12 protein-coding genes and 1 pseudogene are annotated in these 15,787 nt (G+C 52.7%); 10 read left to right on the top strand and 3 right to left on the bottom strand.

What is annotated here, in order from left to right; translation table 11 throughout:
* Window positions 1-159 precede the first annotated feature (159 nt).
* From FYJ73_RS16030 to FYJ73_RS16185, 8 genes and pseudogenes are all read left to right on the top strand, one after another.
* Window positions 160-330, top strand: a pseudogene (locus FYJ73_RS16030) (ATPase); the annotation flags it as partial.
* Window positions 331-410: 80 nt separating this feature from the next.
* Complete coding sequence (locus FYJ73_RS14825; RefSeq protein ID WP_154535520.1) at window positions 411-971, top strand: 5-formyltetrahydrofolate cyclo-ligase; 561 nt, start codon at window positions 411-413, stop codon at window positions 969-971.
* A 13-nt stretch (window positions 972-984) separates the two neighbouring features.
* On the top strand, window positions 985-4,149 hold the full coding sequence (locus FYJ73_RS14820) for a coiled-coil domain-containing protein (RefSeq protein WP_154535519.1): 3,165 nt from the start codon (window positions 985-987) through the stop codon (window positions 4,147-4,149).
* A gap of 554 nt (window positions 4,150-4,703) precedes the next feature.
* A complete protein-coding gene (locus FYJ73_RS14815) occupies window positions 4,704-5,153 on the top strand; it encodes a GxxExxY protein (RefSeq protein ID WP_154535518.1) in 450 nt (149 codons plus the stop codon).
* Between the two features lie 371 nt (window positions 5,154-5,524).
* The gene (locus tag FYJ73_RS14810) at window positions 5,525-6,328 is read left to right on the top strand and encodes a DUF5106 domain-containing protein (protein ID WP_206081801.1); all 804 of its coding nucleotides are present in this window, start codon (window positions 5,525-5,527) and stop codon (window positions 6,326-6,328) included.
* 93 nt (window positions 6,329-6,421) lie between these two features.
* Complete coding sequence (locus tag FYJ73_RS14805) at window positions 6,422-7,375, top strand: cation diffusion facilitator family transporter (protein ID WP_154535516.1); 954 nt, start codon at window positions 6,422-6,424, stop codon at window positions 7,373-7,375.
* A gap of 183 nt (window positions 7,376-7,558) precedes the next feature.
* On the top strand, window positions 7,559-8,833 hold the full coding sequence (locus tag FYJ73_RS14800; protein WP_154535515.1) for a D-alanyl-D-alanine carboxypeptidase/D-alanyl-D-alanine-endopeptidase: 1,275 nt from the start codon (window positions 7,559-7,561) through the stop codon (window positions 8,831-8,833).
* Between the two features lie 345 nt (window positions 8,834-9,178).
* Complete coding sequence (locus tag FYJ73_RS16185) at window positions 9,179-9,304, top strand: hypothetical protein (protein WP_262885131.1); 126 nt, start codon at window positions 9,179-9,181, stop codon at window positions 9,302-9,304.
* Here FYJ73_RS16185 and FYJ73_RS14795 read toward each other — a convergent pair.
* The 3 genes from FYJ73_RS14795 to FYJ73_RS14785 form a co-directional block, all read right to left on the bottom strand.
* Window positions 9,285-9,758 carry a hypothetical protein gene (locus FYJ73_RS14795; protein WP_154535514.1) on the bottom strand — a complete coding sequence of 158 codons (474 nt, stop codon included), beginning with the start codon at window positions 9,756-9,758 and terminating at the stop codon, window positions 9,285-9,287. The two genes, FYJ73_RS16185 and FYJ73_RS14795, sit on opposite strands and share 20 nt — an antisense overlap.
* 1,838 nt (window positions 9,759-11,596) lie before the next feature.
* Window positions 11,597-12,697 carry a FecR family protein gene (locus FYJ73_RS14790; protein WP_154535513.1) on the bottom strand — a complete coding sequence of 367 codons (1,101 nt, stop codon included), beginning with the start codon at window positions 12,695-12,697 and terminating at the stop codon, window positions 11,597-11,599.
* Between the two features lie 45 nt (window positions 12,698-12,742).
* Window positions 12,743-13,234 carry an RNA polymerase sigma-70 factor gene (locus FYJ73_RS14785; protein WP_154535512.1) on the bottom strand — a complete coding sequence of 164 codons (492 nt, stop codon included), beginning with the start codon at window positions 13,232-13,234 and terminating at the stop codon, window positions 12,743-12,745.
* A 243-nt stretch (window positions 13,235-13,477) separates the two neighbouring features.
* On the opposite strand from FYJ73_RS14785, the gene FYJ73_RS14780 reads away from it, so the two are divergent.
* Together FYJ73_RS14780 and FYJ73_RS14775 are read left to right on the top strand one after the other, a co-directional pair.
* Window positions 13,478-13,765, top strand: a complete 288-nt coding sequence (locus FYJ73_RS14780) for a carboxypeptidase-like regulatory domain-containing protein (protein WP_154535511.1) — start codon at window positions 13,478-13,480, stop codon at window positions 13,763-13,765.
* Window positions 13,766-13,802: 37 nt separating this feature from the next.
* Window positions 13,803-14,963, top strand: coding sequence for a TlpA disulfide reductase family protein (locus FYJ73_RS14775; protein ID WP_154535510.1), 1,161 nt, complete (start codon window positions 13,803-13,805; stop codon window positions 14,961-14,963).
* Window positions 14,964-15,787: the final 824 nt, after the last annotated feature.

Below are 15,787 nucleotides of genomic sequence, written 5' to 3'. Positions count from 1 at the left end.
TAGGGGCTATAGATTATCCCTCCGGTGGTCAACTTTTCCTTACAACAACAAAGGTAAAAATTAACCATGAAACTAAAGGTATAAACCTTTAAAATATTCACACTGCAAAGATAAAGTAGGGGCGGGGGTTATCCCCGCCCTAACCCCGCAAAACGCAAGATTATACCCATAGAAGTCAAGGCAGAAGAAAACCTGAAAGCAAAATCGCTGAAGGCCTTTATGGACAAGCACGCCGACCTGCATGCCATCCGCTTCAGCATGTCGCCCTATAAAAAGCAGGACTGGCTGACCAACATTCCGCTCTACGGCGTGAGAGAAATGAAGGCATGATACGTTAAAATCCACGCTACATACAGTCCTTTAGAAAAATATTCCTAACTTTGTCACTACTTAGTATTCCCTTTTGAAATATGAGTGACATTCATTCTTTAAAGCAACAACTCAGGCAAGTCATCCGGCAACGGAAACAACAATACTCTTTGGAGCAACGGCAGGCTTGGTCACAGGAGATCGAGCAGGCGCTGCTCGACCACCCACGCCTGCAGGCAGCCCGCGTGGTGATGCTCTACTATGCACTGCCTGACGAGGTGGACACACGCCAGCTCGCCGACACGCTGCTCAAGGAGGGTAAGACGGTCATCCTACCGAAATGTGTCGACAAGCAACATATTGAACCACGGCAATACACGGGACCCGACGATCTCGCCGAAGGCATCTACCATCTGCTCGAGCCCGTCGGCAAGCCCTATGACGCCCTTGGCAGCATCGAGCTGATCATCGTGCCGGGCATGAGTTTCGACAGCAAAGGACACCGGCTCGGACGCGGACGCGGATACTACGACCGCTTTCTGGCACAAGTGCCGCAGGCCTACAAGATCGGCGTGTGCTTTGACTTCCAACGCGTGGAGCAGGTGCCCGTCGACGACAACGACCGGGTGATGGACGAGGTGATCTGCAACAAAACGCTCTGAATCTTACAACCCTTTGGATAAGATAGTAAACAAGATGAGCGTAATGATGATGACCAACAAGCCACAACATACCGACCGCCTGCACCACCAAGGATTTCCGACCGCCAGCCCGACACGGCGATCACCGCTATGGTACTTGGTACTGATAGTCCTCTTCGGTGCTGTGCTCCTGACCAGCTGCAACAAAGAGAAAGAGAAATGGGGCTGGGACGAGATAGAGACCTACTTCGACGAGCCGCTCGCCTCGCTCTCCGCCGAAGGCGACAGCGTGCACTGGATCGGCGGCGAATATGGCGATTTGTGGCGCATGACGACACAAGGGCGAAAGCACTATAAGCTTAGTTCCGACCGCATCTACTGTGTCGTCAGGCACGACAGCACGTATTGGATTGGGCACCGCAACGGCGGACTGGCACAATACCGGTTCGACGGCAACGCGTTCCTTCCCATCGCCCACTATCCCATCGACATCAAAGGCCTCCACTACTCGGTCTACGACATCCTGTGGAAAGCAGGCCGACTCTACGCGGCCACCAGTCAGGGACTCTTTGCACTGAATGACGGACACCACAGACTGCAAAAGATCTATCCACGCGACCGCAGCAACAGCGCGCCCTTTGTCACACCGCTCATCGCCAACCTCGACGCCCGACGCCTGGCACTCGCCACCGACAGCGGGCTGGCACTCGTTGACACGCGCTCCGGCGAGGTGCAGACGATCCACGCCGGAAACAAGGTGACATGGGTGCAACGCCAGGGCTCGCGTCTCTGTTACCTCGCCGGCGACCAATACTACGAGCGCGAGCCAAACGGCAAAGAGAAGACTTACGTCCTGCCCGACGTGGCCACAAGCTTCTTCCGTACGGACAAGACCTACTGTTTCCTCAGCCGCACACACGCAATACTCACCGACGACCTCCACCACTTCGCCCACTTGCAGTTGCGGCGCCCCGTACCGTCAAAGTCCTCGCACGTGGTCACTCAGTCCGGCGGCGACGACTTCGTATGGCTCGTCACCGACCACGCCGTGTGGCAGTTGCCCCGTCATCTCTCCGGCTCTGCCCCCTACCCCATCGTCACCGCCTGCCAGGACGAGGGACGCCTCTGCTTTGTCGACGACCACGGCAATGTCTTCGCCCTGACCGAAGGCAGTAAGCAGGCAAGGAAGATCTTCGACTTCATCCACACCAACGCCATCATCGACTGCGTCGCCGACAACGGCATCCTCTATTATCTCAACAACCAACAGCAGATCTTCCGCCTCAGCCTCGGCAACCACCTTTGGGGTAACTATCTCTCTCACGTACCTCATGAGATCTTCTCCACGAAGAGAAAGGTGACCGCCATGGGACTGCTGCCCGCAAAGACTCCTATATTATATATAGGTGTGCAGGACGGCATGATGAAACTGCCTCTCGACGGCCACCAGGCTCACAACGTGGCATCGTTTCGTGACAAATATGTCACCTCGTTCTATACGGCTCCCGACAACCAGCGCATAATGATTGCCACGCTCAACGACGGACTGTGGACCGACCAGGGGGACGGCCCTCAACCGGTCTTTGCCCACCAGAACTCCAATCCGCGGCTGACGGCAATCGTCAACTCCTATCCACCCGCCACACTGCTGGCCACCAACGACGCCATCTGTCTGCAAGGCGGACCCGACACGGTCAGGGTGGAGGGCACGGCGGCCTTGTTGCCTGTCAACGACAGTGTCGTCTACGCACTCCTGGAACGTGGTGTCATGAAGCTCAAGGTCAGAGGGCAGCGCCTTCGCAACGAAGGTACCTATTTCCGCGACATCAAGTTTCACCCGCAAGCCTCATTGGTCAGCAACGGACAGCTCTACTTAGGCTGCGACCTCGGCGTGCTCAGCTTCAAGGCTGGAAGCGAACGGCAGACAGAATGGATCACCATGGAGACAAGCAGGATCACACGGCGCAACCTGCTCGAAGGCACTGTCCTCGTGTTGGGAACCTTATTGCTCATCTATCTCTTCCTGCTACGCCTGCGCCGCTCCTCCCGCCTGGAACTGAAAGCACGGCAGCACGATCTCATGCGACGACTGGAAGCAGTGAAGAAATACCACGATATCCTTAGTGATGAGGAAAACCATGAACTGCAGAAAATAGAAGATGAGATCCACCAGCTCGGCACCCACAAAAGGCACTCCTGGAGAGTATCGAACCAACGCTTCGCGGCAGTCTCGGAGCAAATCATGCGGCTTAACAGCCAGGCGGCACTCTACTTTGTACGCCTTGTATTGCAGCAAATCGACGACATCAAGCAGACGGAACTCTTCGATGCCCACAAACTCATCGACGACAGCCAGCAGGCACTGAACGAGGGACAACCCGAACAGTTGGGCAAGCAGGCTTCGGTAAACGCAACGTGGCTCCGGCAGATTAGTGCCATCTGCCAAGAACTGAACAAAGACCTGAGTCTGCTCACCGGCACACTCCCCGTCAAAGACATCAGCGACGACCTGCCCGCGCTCATCGACAGCTACCGCAAGGGTCTCGCCATCAAGCCTATCCACGACATGACACCGACACTCAACACCATCCGCCAGCGCATGGAGGCACTGAGGTCTGACGACGTGCTGACACGCCTGAAGCGCTTCGTCGGGCAGAGACTCAAGGACATTGCCACACTGGAGCAGCAGGACAAGGTCACCGATACACTCGCCCATCAGTGGGAGGACATGCTGCCTACGATGGAAAACACTGAGCGCATCGCTGTGCTGCGACGCCTCCGGCATCTCGACGACCGCTATCGCGAGCTCCACGCCCTGCAACTCCTACGACATCTCGTCGCGCGCTATACCGCCGAGGAGACGCACGGCGACGACACCCACGACACCGTGCACGCCATCAAATCAGAAATTGACCAGTTCTACAACGCACTCTTCCGCACCGATCCCAGGCTGACAGGCTCCATCCTCCAGTGGAGCAGCAGCGAAAACCAGCCAGCCCGTGTCCTTGCCCTGTTGTTGGCCAACCCGAAAGTAAAGCGTCTGCTCCTGCCAGGCATGCTCAATGTGGCCAGCAACCTCAACCCTGTCATCAGCCGTCTTGTCAAAGGCAAACTTGTGCCCGCCGGGGAAGACATACGCCAGTATGCCGAGCGGCATCCGTCAAGCATCGCTGACTACATCCTCAAGCTAATAGCATGAGGAAAAAAAGGCAGGATGTCAGTTGATCCAACAAAGCGAATAAACCGTAAACGATAGCACAACATTAATACTTCACGTCTGTCCAACGGGCAAACCGTTTTTTTCTGGTCCCCATTGTTGCGCATTCCACTCAAAAGCCGTATATTTGACTGACTTCATCACATCTTTGGTTGGATAAAGTATCATCATTGATTATCAGTTAGTTATAAGCTTATTTTCACCAATTGATGGTGACGCAATTACGAATTATGGAATGGTATCCCTCCTTAACAGCCCGGCAGACAGTCAATGTCTTTGTCCTGACTCATATTGCCTTGCCATCTCCAGATGATACGAAAAAAGAAAATCATGTACAGGCTTACGCTCCATGAGGAGCTCTGAGTCTCAACCAGCGGGATAGCCTTACGAGCAAGCTCGACGGCCATCCCGCTGGTTGAGACTCACCCCCTTTCGGGGGCAAAGCCTGTACATGAAGAAAATTGCCAAGGCATAAAATTGCGCATAGCGCATAAAATAAAGCGGCTGAATAATCGTTTGTAAGTAAAACGCAGTACATGAATGATTTGTCTATTTCTCGTTCTCTCCTCGATCCTGATCTTCATCAGTCCCTCATTCAATATGTTTATGGCATTATTGGCTGTATGCAATATGTCCACAGACAATTGGGACCCGGAATGCCGGAATATATCTACCAGGAGGCTTTGTGCAGAAAATTGGTTAAAGAAAAGTTTGATGCAAGGAAGGAGTTCATATATCATCCGTTTTTCGACGGAGAACAACTCGAAAGCTACATCAAGATGGATATGGTCGTGATAATGCCCCGTGGCAATGTCATCATAGAGTGCAAGTCCATCAAGACTATCACGAACAAAGAGCAGTTTCAGACGTTTGGTTATCTTCGCGGCACATCGTTTCCAATAGCCATTCTGGTGAACTTCGGTACATGGCCCAAAGCACAGATAGAGCGTTATTATTACCACGACGATATCATCAGGGCTTTCTAAAATAATTGTGAGCAGATTTAGGGGGGGCTGAATATTTTATGCGCTCTGCGCAATTTTACGCGATAGCGATTTTCGTCACGGACAGGCTTTGTTCCCTGTAGGGGGTGGTGCTGAGGTGATGGGGGCAGCCGATGAGCTTGCTCGTAAGGCTGTCCCCATCACCTCAGCACCATAGCTCCATGGGGAGCTAAAGTCTGTACGTGACTATTTTCCAAAAACTTATTCTCGATTCAGGGTGACGCATTGACGAAGTCAGGCGATAGCACAACATTAATACTTCACGTCTGTCCAACGGGCAACCCGTTTTTTCCTGGTCCCCATTGTTGCGCATTCCACTCAAAAACCGTATATTTGCAACCATGAAAGACGCGATGATAAAGAAACTGCACAGCATGGCTGTTGCCACGACCGCCGTGCTGTGGCTCTGTGCCGTCTCCGTGACGGCGCAGACCACCACTTTCCCCTATCCTTCTGTTCCCGACACGCTGCGACAGCCACAGGCCAGAGCCGACTATCTGCTGCTGCACTACTGGGACAATGTCGACTTCGCCGACACCACGCTTCTCTGCTCACAGGACTACGGCGAGCAGGGCTTTGTCAACTACATCGACCTCCTGGGACGCTTCGGCAAAAACGTGGGGCCGCAGAGCGCAAAGATCTTCATCGACAAGGCATGGAGCTGCCCACCGGCACGCCGGCGCTTTGACAGCCTCATCGACCAGTACCTCGACGACAACAACTCGCCACTGCGCAACGACCGCACCTACAGCCTGCTGCTCAACGCCATCGCCAACAACTGCCATACCGACTCCACAGAGCGCAGCCGCTATCGCTTCCGGGCACGACTGGCCGCGGTCAATCTCCCCGGCGACACGGCAAGCAACTTCGCCTTCACCGCCGACGACGGCAGCACACACAGCATTCGCGAATACAGCAGCCAAAGGCTTTGCCTCTTTTTCTATGACCCCGACTGCGAAAACTGCCACACGGTATGGACATGGATGCAGGCCCACCCCCTGCCCGCCGACGTCAAGATCCTGCGCATAAAGGTCAATGACAGACTCACCATACAATACGCCATCAAAGCCACACCGACCATCTATCTCCTCGACAAAAACAATATCGTCACTCTCAAAGACTGCACACCCGAGCAACTCGTCAAACAGTTCAAATAACATTAAAAAGATATCATACCCTTGGCGGTCTCAGACGAAATGCTTATTTTTGTCACCATTTAAATGATTGCTCATTCTTTGATCGTTAGTACCATGAAAACAGAAAGAGAGAAACGGGCCACACGCGTGACACTCTACGGTGCGGCCATCAACATCATACTGGTCATCTTCAAGCTCATCGCCGGCGTCCTCGGACAGTCTGCCGCCATGATTGCCGACGGCATACACTCGCTGAGCGACCTGCTCACCGACGCGGTGGTGATCATCTTCATGAAGCTCAGCTCACGCCCACAAGACGAAGACCATGACTACGGGCACGGCAAATACGAAACGCTCGCCACAGCCATCATCGGTATGGCGCTGTTTGTCGTGGGACTCGGCATCTGCTATGGTGGCGTGGTGAAGATTTGGGCTGCCCTGCAAGGCGGGCAGTTGGGACAGCCGGGATGGATCGCACTCGTCGCAGCCCTCCTCAGCATCGCGCTCAAAGAGTGGTGCTTCCAGTTCACCATGCGCACAGGGCGTGCCATACAAAGCGAGACGGTGATGGCCAACGCCTGGCACCATCGCAGCGACGCCCTGTCGTCTGTAGGCACCGCCATCGGCATCGGTGGCGCCATCGCACTGGGACCGTCGTGGGCTGTCCTCGACCCTATCGCCGCCGTGATCGTCAGCGTGCTCATCGTCATCACCGCATGGAAACTCATGGCCAATGCCTTAGGCGAACTCTTGGAGAAAAGTCTGCCCGAGGCCATGGAGAAAGACATCGAGCACTCGGTCACCGAAGACCCAAGGCTCAGCGACATCCATCATCTGCGTACGCGCCGCATCGGCAGCCATATCGCCATAGAGATGCACGTACGCTTGCCAGGCAGTCTGACACTGGCAGAAGCCCACCAAATTGTCTCCAGTGCGGAAAAGCGCCTGCGCGAGCGCTTCGGACAAGGCACGTTTATCAGCATACACATGGAGCCGGTGAAAGAAAAGAGCCTCACCCCCAAAACACAGACTCACCCCCTTACCCCTCTCCAAGGGAGAGGGGAGTGAAATGCTGGATAAACAGTAAGGGGATAGCTCGCAAAGCTATCATTAATATGATGCTGAGCTACAAGTAATAAGATATACATATATAATAATAATCAAAATCATAGCCATCAACACCACCCGTTTAACCCTGTAATCACTCCCCTCTCCTTTGGAGAGGGGCACGGGGGTGAGGCTGATATTATCATGCACACTTATATCACACGCACTGAGCGAGAGAGAAGAATATACAAAGGACTCTTCTCCCTGGCTCTCGCCCTTATTCTTTTTGCTTCCTGCGGCGGCAAGAAAGACGATAATGCCAAGACGGCAACACAAGGGAAGGAAAACAACATCCCAGTGGACACGGCACTGCAGTCACGACTGAAAGAGTTCGCCGCCGCGCCCCGCTGCAAAGGACTCTTTGGCTTCTATGTCTATGACCTCACTGCCGACAAGCCCGTCTATGGCGAGGGACAAAAGGTGACCATGGCATCAGCCTCCTGTCTGAAGCTGATCACCGGCGTGGCAGGACTGCACCTGCTCGGCACAGACTATTTCTATCCCACTTCTATATGGACAACGGGCAGCATGAGGGGTGATACGCTGCAAGGCAATGTCATCTTTAAAGCGCAGCTCGATCCACAACTCAACGAGCCTGACCTGAAGATGTTTCCTCAGGCGATGAAAAAGAAAGGCATCAGACAGTTCAACGGAAAGCTCGTCCTCGACCTCGTGCTCCACAAGCCCGTGACCAGCGAGCAGCACTGGTATCCCTGGGACCTCTCGTTCTCGCGCTATGGCATCTTGTATAAAGGAGACCAAAAGGTGCGTAAGGCTGTGATGACAGCCTTCCGCCAGGCGGGCTATCAGGTGGCGGACAGTCAGGTGGTCTATGGCGGACTGCCACGACAGGCCAAGCCGCTGTTTCGCTTCGGCAGGCCGGTAGACTATGTGATCAAGAAGATGTGGAAAAACAGCAGCAACACTCAGGCCACGTCACTGCTCTATACCATCGGCTATCATCTCGACAAGCACGGCAACCTGCCCGCCGTCGGTGTGAACTATCTCCGTGGCTTTGTACGCGACAGTCTGGGACTGAAAGACAAGCACATCGTCATCCACGACGGTTGCGGCCTGTGCACCTACAACCACCTGTCGCCCGAAGTGCTTGTCGCCGTACTGCGCTATGGCTATCAGCGTCCTGCCATCTATAAGAAGCTGCACACATGGCTGGCAGTCTCCGGCGTAGACGGCACATTGCGCGCGGAACTCAGTGACCCGAAACTCAAAGGGCTGATACGTGGCAAGACGGGCACACTCTCCCATCCCTTTGGCATCAGCTCACTGGCCGGATACTGTAAAGGAGCTGACGGCCACCTGCTGGCCTTCGCCATCATGGACAACGACATGAGTGTACTCGATGCCCGCGTGCTCCAAAAAAAACTCTGTCTGGCGATGACAGGGGTGACGAAGAAATAAAAGAGAAAAACTCACTAACCCTTAACTGGGACAACAAAGAAATACTTCCATAACCCTTTCCAAGAAAAGGGGAAAACAAAACCCATCAATACCCGCTCGGTATTGATGGTTTTTTCGGTAGGGGCGGATGCCAGCAATATCACCCCGGCGGATGCCAGCAATACCAGATCGTGGTGGGTCCGTAGGGGCGGGGTTTATCCCCGCCCTAACCCCCTTGACGGTAATCATCCCATGACATGTGATGGCAAACATGCCACGTGACGGTAATCATCCCATGCCGCGTGCCACATGTTTTTAATATCTTTTGCGGGGTTAGGGCGGGGATAAACCCCGCCCCTACGATGGATGATGTCAATAACGCAGGACACTTTTACGACAAACACCACCATCGTTGACCTGGAACGTGCCTTGTACAACGGCGACATCGACAGAATGATGGGATTGCTGAAAATCAATACAAGGCAAGGCTGACAACGTTGGTCTTGCCTTCTTTCTGTGTGCTCAGCGTGAAGGCATAGCGGCTGCCACTTCCTAAGGCTTCGCCACCCTGGCAGGTCATCCAACTCTCACTCTCGGCGTTGTTGTCGAGCCAACCATATTCACGGCGCAGTTGCTGTTGCAACCCGACATTGAGGTCAAAAGCCTCCTGCGCGTTGTGGCAAGGCTCGGTCAAGGTAACGCTCTTCATCACCTTCAGGTCGCCCGCCTGCTGATAGGTGATGACGGCACGGTCCCAACGTGTTCCCCTATAGGAAATGTTGTGATACACCACCTCGTTGCCGTCGGACAGCACTTCAGCCGGTGCCCCCAGCATCTTCATCACGGTCTGTTCCGCACAGCCCATAGCCGGGATGACTGTGTTCTTCTCTGCACTCATCGTCAGGCAGACAACGGCTGCCATGACTGTCATCATAACTTTTTTCATACGCTTTACTCCTTATTTATTAAGGAACCCATGAGATGATCCTTTCAACCTCACGTGGTCATCGCCGCTCGAAAAAAGCCTTTGCTTTTTCTCAGAGGCTGCATGACCAAGCCCCCTTTGTTTGCTTACAAAGTTATAGAAAAAAGTAATACTAAGAACACGTTCTTTCCCTCCCACCCTGCTTCTTCACGCCTTCTTCACGGGTTTGTAGCACGTTTGACAAAAGCCAGCGTTTCATAACACAGATGAAGCCTACACATGGACCAGTACGCTGAACATCAAACATCAGTTCAGGACTGACTGCACGCAGAATGTTCTTGTCGGCTCGCCATACAGCTGCAGCACACATGAGCATCTCACCATTGCGGTCGGCAACTCTCATACAAAGACACCGAGAAGAAGAATGCTCCGATTTATTGAGTATAGGCTGGTTCTATAAATTAGGTCGAGTCGTATTCTGCAAGATATCGGGATTCAAAACGTAAGTTGAAAAGGGAGTGTAGCGGGCTACACGACCGATGAGACTTGACGTTTTGAGACCGATAGATGCAGAAGACGACCGAAACGACAACTGCACTTTATCGATTATTCTATCAGCCTAATTTATAGAACCAGCCTATACAGAGAAGCAAGAATTGAGAGAGCGGATAGGGGGCAAGACACAATGTCCCGGAGGGGCAACACAGCTGCTGACTGTTCCTGCTTTCGTCATTGGGACACCCAAGTTCCAAGATTGGTGACTATATCAGCCCACTCATATGTTTTGCGGGGTTAGGGCGGGGATAAACCCCGCCCTAACGGTAGATGACATTAACATCGTTTTTATGGTATTGCCCTGTTAACGATGCGGTGGGGCCGTAGGGGCGGGGTTCATCCCCGCCCTAACCCTCTTGTCTGTAATATTCTCACACAGAGAACACAGAGATCTCTGCCCGTGACGCACTGGATATTTTCCGTGGAATCATAGTGAGAGGAAATATAAATCTTTATACTGCCATTATCGCTTTGGCATTTTCAAACGGAAAAGAGAAAAGAAAATCATGGTCATGCTTATGCTCCCCAAGGAGCAATGGGTCTAAAGCTATGGGGTAGTCTTGCGAGCAAGCTCGCCGCCTACTCCATAGCTTTAGACCCACACCTTTGGTGTCAAGCCTGGCCATGACGAAAATCGCTATCGCGTAAAATTGCCCCTGGGGCATAAAATCCTGCGGCCGAAAGATAGTCCATAGCGTCTTGAAAGTCTGCTATGCTGCTTGTGTTCTGTTGGGCGGCACAATATTTTATGCGCCTTGGCGCAATTTATTTTATGCGCTTATGCGCAATTTTATGCCAAGGCAATTTTCGTCATAGGCTGGCTTTAACCCCGTCAGGGGTGGTGTGGAAGTGATGGGGCAGACTGCGAGCTTGCTCGCAAAGGCTGCCCCATCACTTACACACCATAGCTCCATCGGGAGCTTAAGCCTGCCTATGACTATTTTCCTTGAGTTATGGACCTCTCTAACCAATTATGAATATATCGGCCCACGGGAAATATCCAGTGCGTCGATAATCCCCGCCCTAACACCCATGACAGTAATTATTTCCATTTACCCACGCTACATATTTTATGTAAACGTACAACATAAAGCGAAGATAGCGTAGGACACCCAAATTCGTAAATTTTCAGAGGCTTGTTTGTTGATTTCTAAGCAATTAACTTTTATCCCCGAAAATGTGACGAAAACAGGAAGAATGCTCCGATTTATTGAGTATACAGAGAAGCAAGAATTGAGAGAGCGGATAGAGGGCAAGACACAATGTCCCGGAGGGGACACACAGCTACTGACCGTTCTGCGCCACTATTTCACTCTGATGCTGAGCGCATTGCTTTTGTTGAGAATTTCAACGATTTGGCGGAGGGAGAGTTTGCGGCTGGCACGCAGGCTGACATGAATGTCGTGAGATGCATCACAGAGGAAATCGGCAGGCTGACAGTCGTAGTAGCGGCACAAATCCTCAATGACAAAAGAAAGCGGCACGTCGTGGTAATAGAACTCACCCTCCATCCAGGAGGTATAGGTCAGCGTATCGGCCTTGACGACATCCATGGCCTGATAGTCAAAGAAACGGGCCTGCTCACTGGGTTGTAGGACGACACAGTGATAGGCATCACAGACCTGCACACTGCCGCTGATGAGCGTCACACGCTTGGGAGTCCCTTCATAGGTGCTGACATTGAACACGGTGCCAAGCACCTTGGTCTCCACACCTGCCGCATCCACAAAGAAGGGATGACGGGCGTCGTGACGCACGCAGAACGTGGCCTTGCCGCTGAAGCTCACGCGACGCTCTTCGCCCTCAAAGCGCGAAGGAAAGCTCAAACTGCTTTGTGGATAGAGATACACGCGACTGCCGTCGGGCAACGTCACGACACTGTTTTCGCCGGCTCCAGCCTTGGCGGTGATCGTTTTCGCGGGTGCTTCCCCAGCGGTCCTCGGCGGTGCGGTGAGAACTATCGGCTTGAATGCCGACTCCATGCCTACGGGTGCCTTCCGCCCGCCGTCGGCCAGAAGTACAGGTTGGCGATAGAGCTGGATAGCGGACTGCTCCGCAAGCGGTGTCTGCCGCGACAACTGTGGGAGAAGCAATGCCGACATTCCGACAAGCACCAGCACGGCAGCGGCAACAGCCCACCAACGGCGACGCGACGACTGTGGCTTTAAAGCCACACGCTGCGCGACGTGATGCTGATGGAAACGACGGAGAGCCGCTTCCACGTCGGGCTTCTCCTCTCTGCGGCGGCAGCACGAGGTGAGCTCCAGCACGTCCATGCACGCCTGGCGCAACTGCTCGTCATCGCGCAGCGCGTCGAGCGCAGCCTTGTCGGCCAATGACCCATGCTCCATGAGTTCGAGCACACGGTCTTCTTCTGATAATATATGTTTCTGATTAGCTTCCATGATTGTTTTTCCGTCATTTAATAAACGATTGAAAAAAGGAAACGGTTATGGTTTCGTCTGCCTTTTAACACTTTTCAATGCTTTGACGATATGCTTTTTCACGGTGCTCACACTGATACCCATTTCCGCAGCCACCTCTTTATATTTCTTTCCCTCGACATAGCAGGCTTCAAAGATGCGGCGTGTCGTGACCGGCAAGGCATCGAGGCGCCTGGCCACGATGCGCTCACGCTCCTGCTGTTCCAGCGGGTCGGTGTTCTCGGTCCACTCCTTGTTGAGCAGCATCGCTGTCACTTCGTATTGCCGTGCCCGGTGTTGTCGCCGCAAATAGTCGATGCACTTATTGCGCAAGTCGACAAAGAGCCAGCTTTTCGCCGTCGTGGCCTTCACGCCGTCGCGGTGCCGCCAGAGATCCTCAAAGACATCCATGACAAGGTCACGACACGTCTCCTCTTCGTCCACAAAATGGCGGGCGAAGAAATACATGGGCTCATAATACAACCTGAAGACTTTATCAAAATCACCTTGCCGGTTCATCTTTTTTTATGATGATGATACAAAACGACTACAAAGTTAGTGCTTTTTTCTGAAAGGCATACATTTCATCGCATTCTATCTTGAACCGAATGATGACAAATCCGACGATTCTAAGAAAGAAAAACGACGGAATTTAATAAAAAGAATGATTTGCCGTACCCAAAAATCCATCTGAAACGTTTTTTAATTAAAAGGAAGCTAAAAGTAAGAGAGTAAAACATGAACCAGGCAAAACCTACGCTTATGAAAGAAAACATTCTGATTGCAGTGATGTGCCTGCTGTATCCCGTGATCCCCATACAAGGACAGCAGCGTGACAGCACCTTACAGACAAGGCCGTTCAAAACACACTTCAGCCGAGAGATCACCGGTATCGTTGTCGACGACACCGGGGAGCCGCTCGCCGGAGCCACCATCACCTCGGTGGGCGAAGACGGCAACCGCGCCACAACGATGATGGTCTGGCTCGCTCAACCCGTACGCACAGGATGGGGAAAAATCGTAGACATGACAAACCTCGACGCAGAATAAACAGCCATCATCAACAAGTAAAATAAATATTAGCAAAATGAGAAGACAACTCTTAACGGCAATGATGGCGTTGTTTGCCATCATCGCCAACGCACAAAGCTACACCATCAAGGCTACCCTCCACGGACTGGCCGACGGCACTGTCATCGAGTTCGTGCCCATGAGCCACGACAACGAGAAGCCCGTTGCCACAGCCACCGTGAAAGGCGGGCAGTGCTCCGTCACCGGACAGCAAGACGATCCGCGCCTCATCTGCATGAGGGTCAAGGACAGCTATGGTATGGGAAAATTTATGCTCGACAACTCCGACATCACCATCACCGCTGATGTCAAACAGAAAGGTACCAGCCAGGGACTCCCCGTCTATGACTTCGCCAACATGAAAGTCACCGGCTCGCCCCTGACCGACGAGTATAGCAAGATGTACAGCGTACGCGACGAGCTCGACAAAATCTATCAGAGCAACGCCAAGAAGTTTGAAGCCTTACATCAGCAATTAAACAATGCCAAGACCGACGAAGAGCGCAAGACCGTCAAGGAGAGCAGCGAGTACAAGACTATGTTGCAGGCCGACAGCATCTTCTTCAGCACAGTGGAATTCCGTCTCGACAGTACCATCAACGCCCATAAAGACTCGTTCTGGGGTCCGTTGCTGATGATGGACTTCATGAATTACTTCCGTCCGGCGGACAAGGCTGTCTTCGAGGCCATGTCGCCCGCTGCCAAGAACAGCTGGTATGGCAAGAAGGTCTACGCCGAGTTGTACCCCGGCGGAGGCGCGGGCGCAATGATCACGCCGTTCACCGTGAAGGACGAAGCCGGCAAGAGCCACACGCTGGCAAGCCTTGTCAAGGGCAAAAAGGTGGCACTCATCGACTTCTGGGCGAGCTGGTGCCATCCATGCCGCATGGAGATTCCAAATGTCAAGGCACTGTATGCCAAGTATAAGGACAAGGGCTTCCAGGTCATCAGCATCTCCACAGACCGTGACCGAAAAGCATGGAAGAAGGCTTGCGCCGACGAGAAACTCCAGTGGCCGAGCTTCCTCGATGCCGACAGCAAGCTCGCAGATCTCTATCACGTACGTGCCATCCCGGCGATGTATCTCTTCGATGTAGCCACCGGCAAGATCATTGCTACGGACATGGACGCCCGCGGTGAGAAACTCGCCGGCAAGCTCGCTGAGCTACTGAAATAACTTTTCAACCTCAGCTCTGCACGCTTTCCAGCAGACACCGCACCTCTTCCATAACAGCAATCAAAAGAGGACACAAGACAACAGCATAAAATCATGGGAAGAGGTTACAACCAGCACCTGCTTTCGTCATTGGGACACCCAAGTTCCAAGATTGGTGACTATATCGACCCACTCATATGTTTTGCGGGGTTAGGGCGGGGATGAACCCCGCCCCTACGAACCCACCACTTCAAACGACGTTTAGGGTCGGAGACAATTCCCCGCAATTCTGTGTCAAGGGTGACAATGTAGGAGGGCGTGTCAAAATGCAAATGCCATTTTGAAAATCTTACAGATTGAAACTTTCCAATAAGAAAAAGCCATTTCAAAACTCATTTCGAGTCAAGAAATGGCTTATTCTTTGCTTTTAGAGGGCTCTCAACTTACAGATTGAAGGTTGTTAGGTTGTGGATTTGTATTTTGACACACCCTCTAACCCCGAAAAAGATATATAAACAGATGGCACGGGGGTGAAATGATTACCGACAAGGGGGTTAGGGCGGGGATGAACCCCGCCCCTACGAACCCACCTCTTCAAACGATGTTTAAGATCGGAGACAATTCCCCGCAATTCAGTGTCAAGGGTGACAATGTAGGGGCGGGGTTCATCCCCGCCCTAACCCCGCAAAAGATATATAAACAGATGGCACGGGGGTGAAATGATTACCGACAAGGGGGTTAGGGCGGGGATAAACCCCGCCCCTACTTTATCTTTGCAGTGTGAATATTTTAAAGGTTTATACCTTTAGTTTCATGGTTAATTTTTACCTTTGTTGTTGTAAGGA

Origin of the sequence: Hallella mizrahii (assembly GCF_009695775.1) — a bacterium.
Lineage (GTDB): Bacteria > Bacteroidota > Bacteroidia > Bacteroidales > Bacteroidaceae > Prevotella > Prevotella mizrahii.
This window is presented reverse-complemented; position numbering and strand designations above follow the sequence as displayed.

Coding starts and splice junctions, on each gene's coding strand:
- FYJ73_RS14790 (WP_154535513.1), bottom strand. CDS start 12,697: ATGGAAGCTAATCAGAAACATATATTATCAGAAGAAGACCGTGTGCTC.
- FYJ73_RS14795 (WP_154535514.1), bottom strand. CDS start 9,758: ATGAAAAAAGTTATGATGACAGTCATGGCAGCCGTTGTCTGCCTGACG.
- FYJ73_RS14780 (WP_154535511.1), top strand. CDS start 13,478: ATGAAAGAAAACATTCTGATTGCAGTGATGTGCCTGCTGTATCCCGTG.
- FYJ73_RS14825 (WP_154535520.1), top strand. CDS start 411: ATGAGTGACATTCATTCTTTAAAGCAACAACTCAGGCAAGTCATCCGG.
- FYJ73_RS14775 (WP_154535510.1), top strand. CDS start 13,803: ATGAGAAGACAACTCTTAACGGCAATGATGGCGTTGTTTGCCATCATC.
- FYJ73_RS14805 (WP_154535516.1), top strand. CDS start 6,422: ATGAAAACAGAAAGAGAGAAACGGGCCACACGCGTGACACTCTACGGT.
- FYJ73_RS16185 (WP_262885131.1), top strand. CDS start 9,179: ATGATGTCAATAACGCAGGACACTTTTACGACAAACACCACCATCGTT.
- FYJ73_RS14800 (WP_154535515.1), top strand. CDS start 7,559: ATGCACACTTATATCACACGCACTGAGCGAGAGAGAAGAATATACAAA.
- FYJ73_RS14815 (WP_154535518.1), top strand. CDS start 4,704: ATGAATGATTTGTCTATTTCTCGTTCTCTCCTCGATCCTGATCTTCAT.
- FYJ73_RS14785 (WP_154535512.1), bottom strand. CDS start 13,234: ATGAACCGGCAAGGTGATTTTGATAAAGTCTTCAGGTTGTATTATGAG.
- FYJ73_RS14810 (WP_206081801.1), top strand. CDS start 5,525: ATGATAAAGAAACTGCACAGCATGGCTGTTGCCACGACCGCCGTGCTG.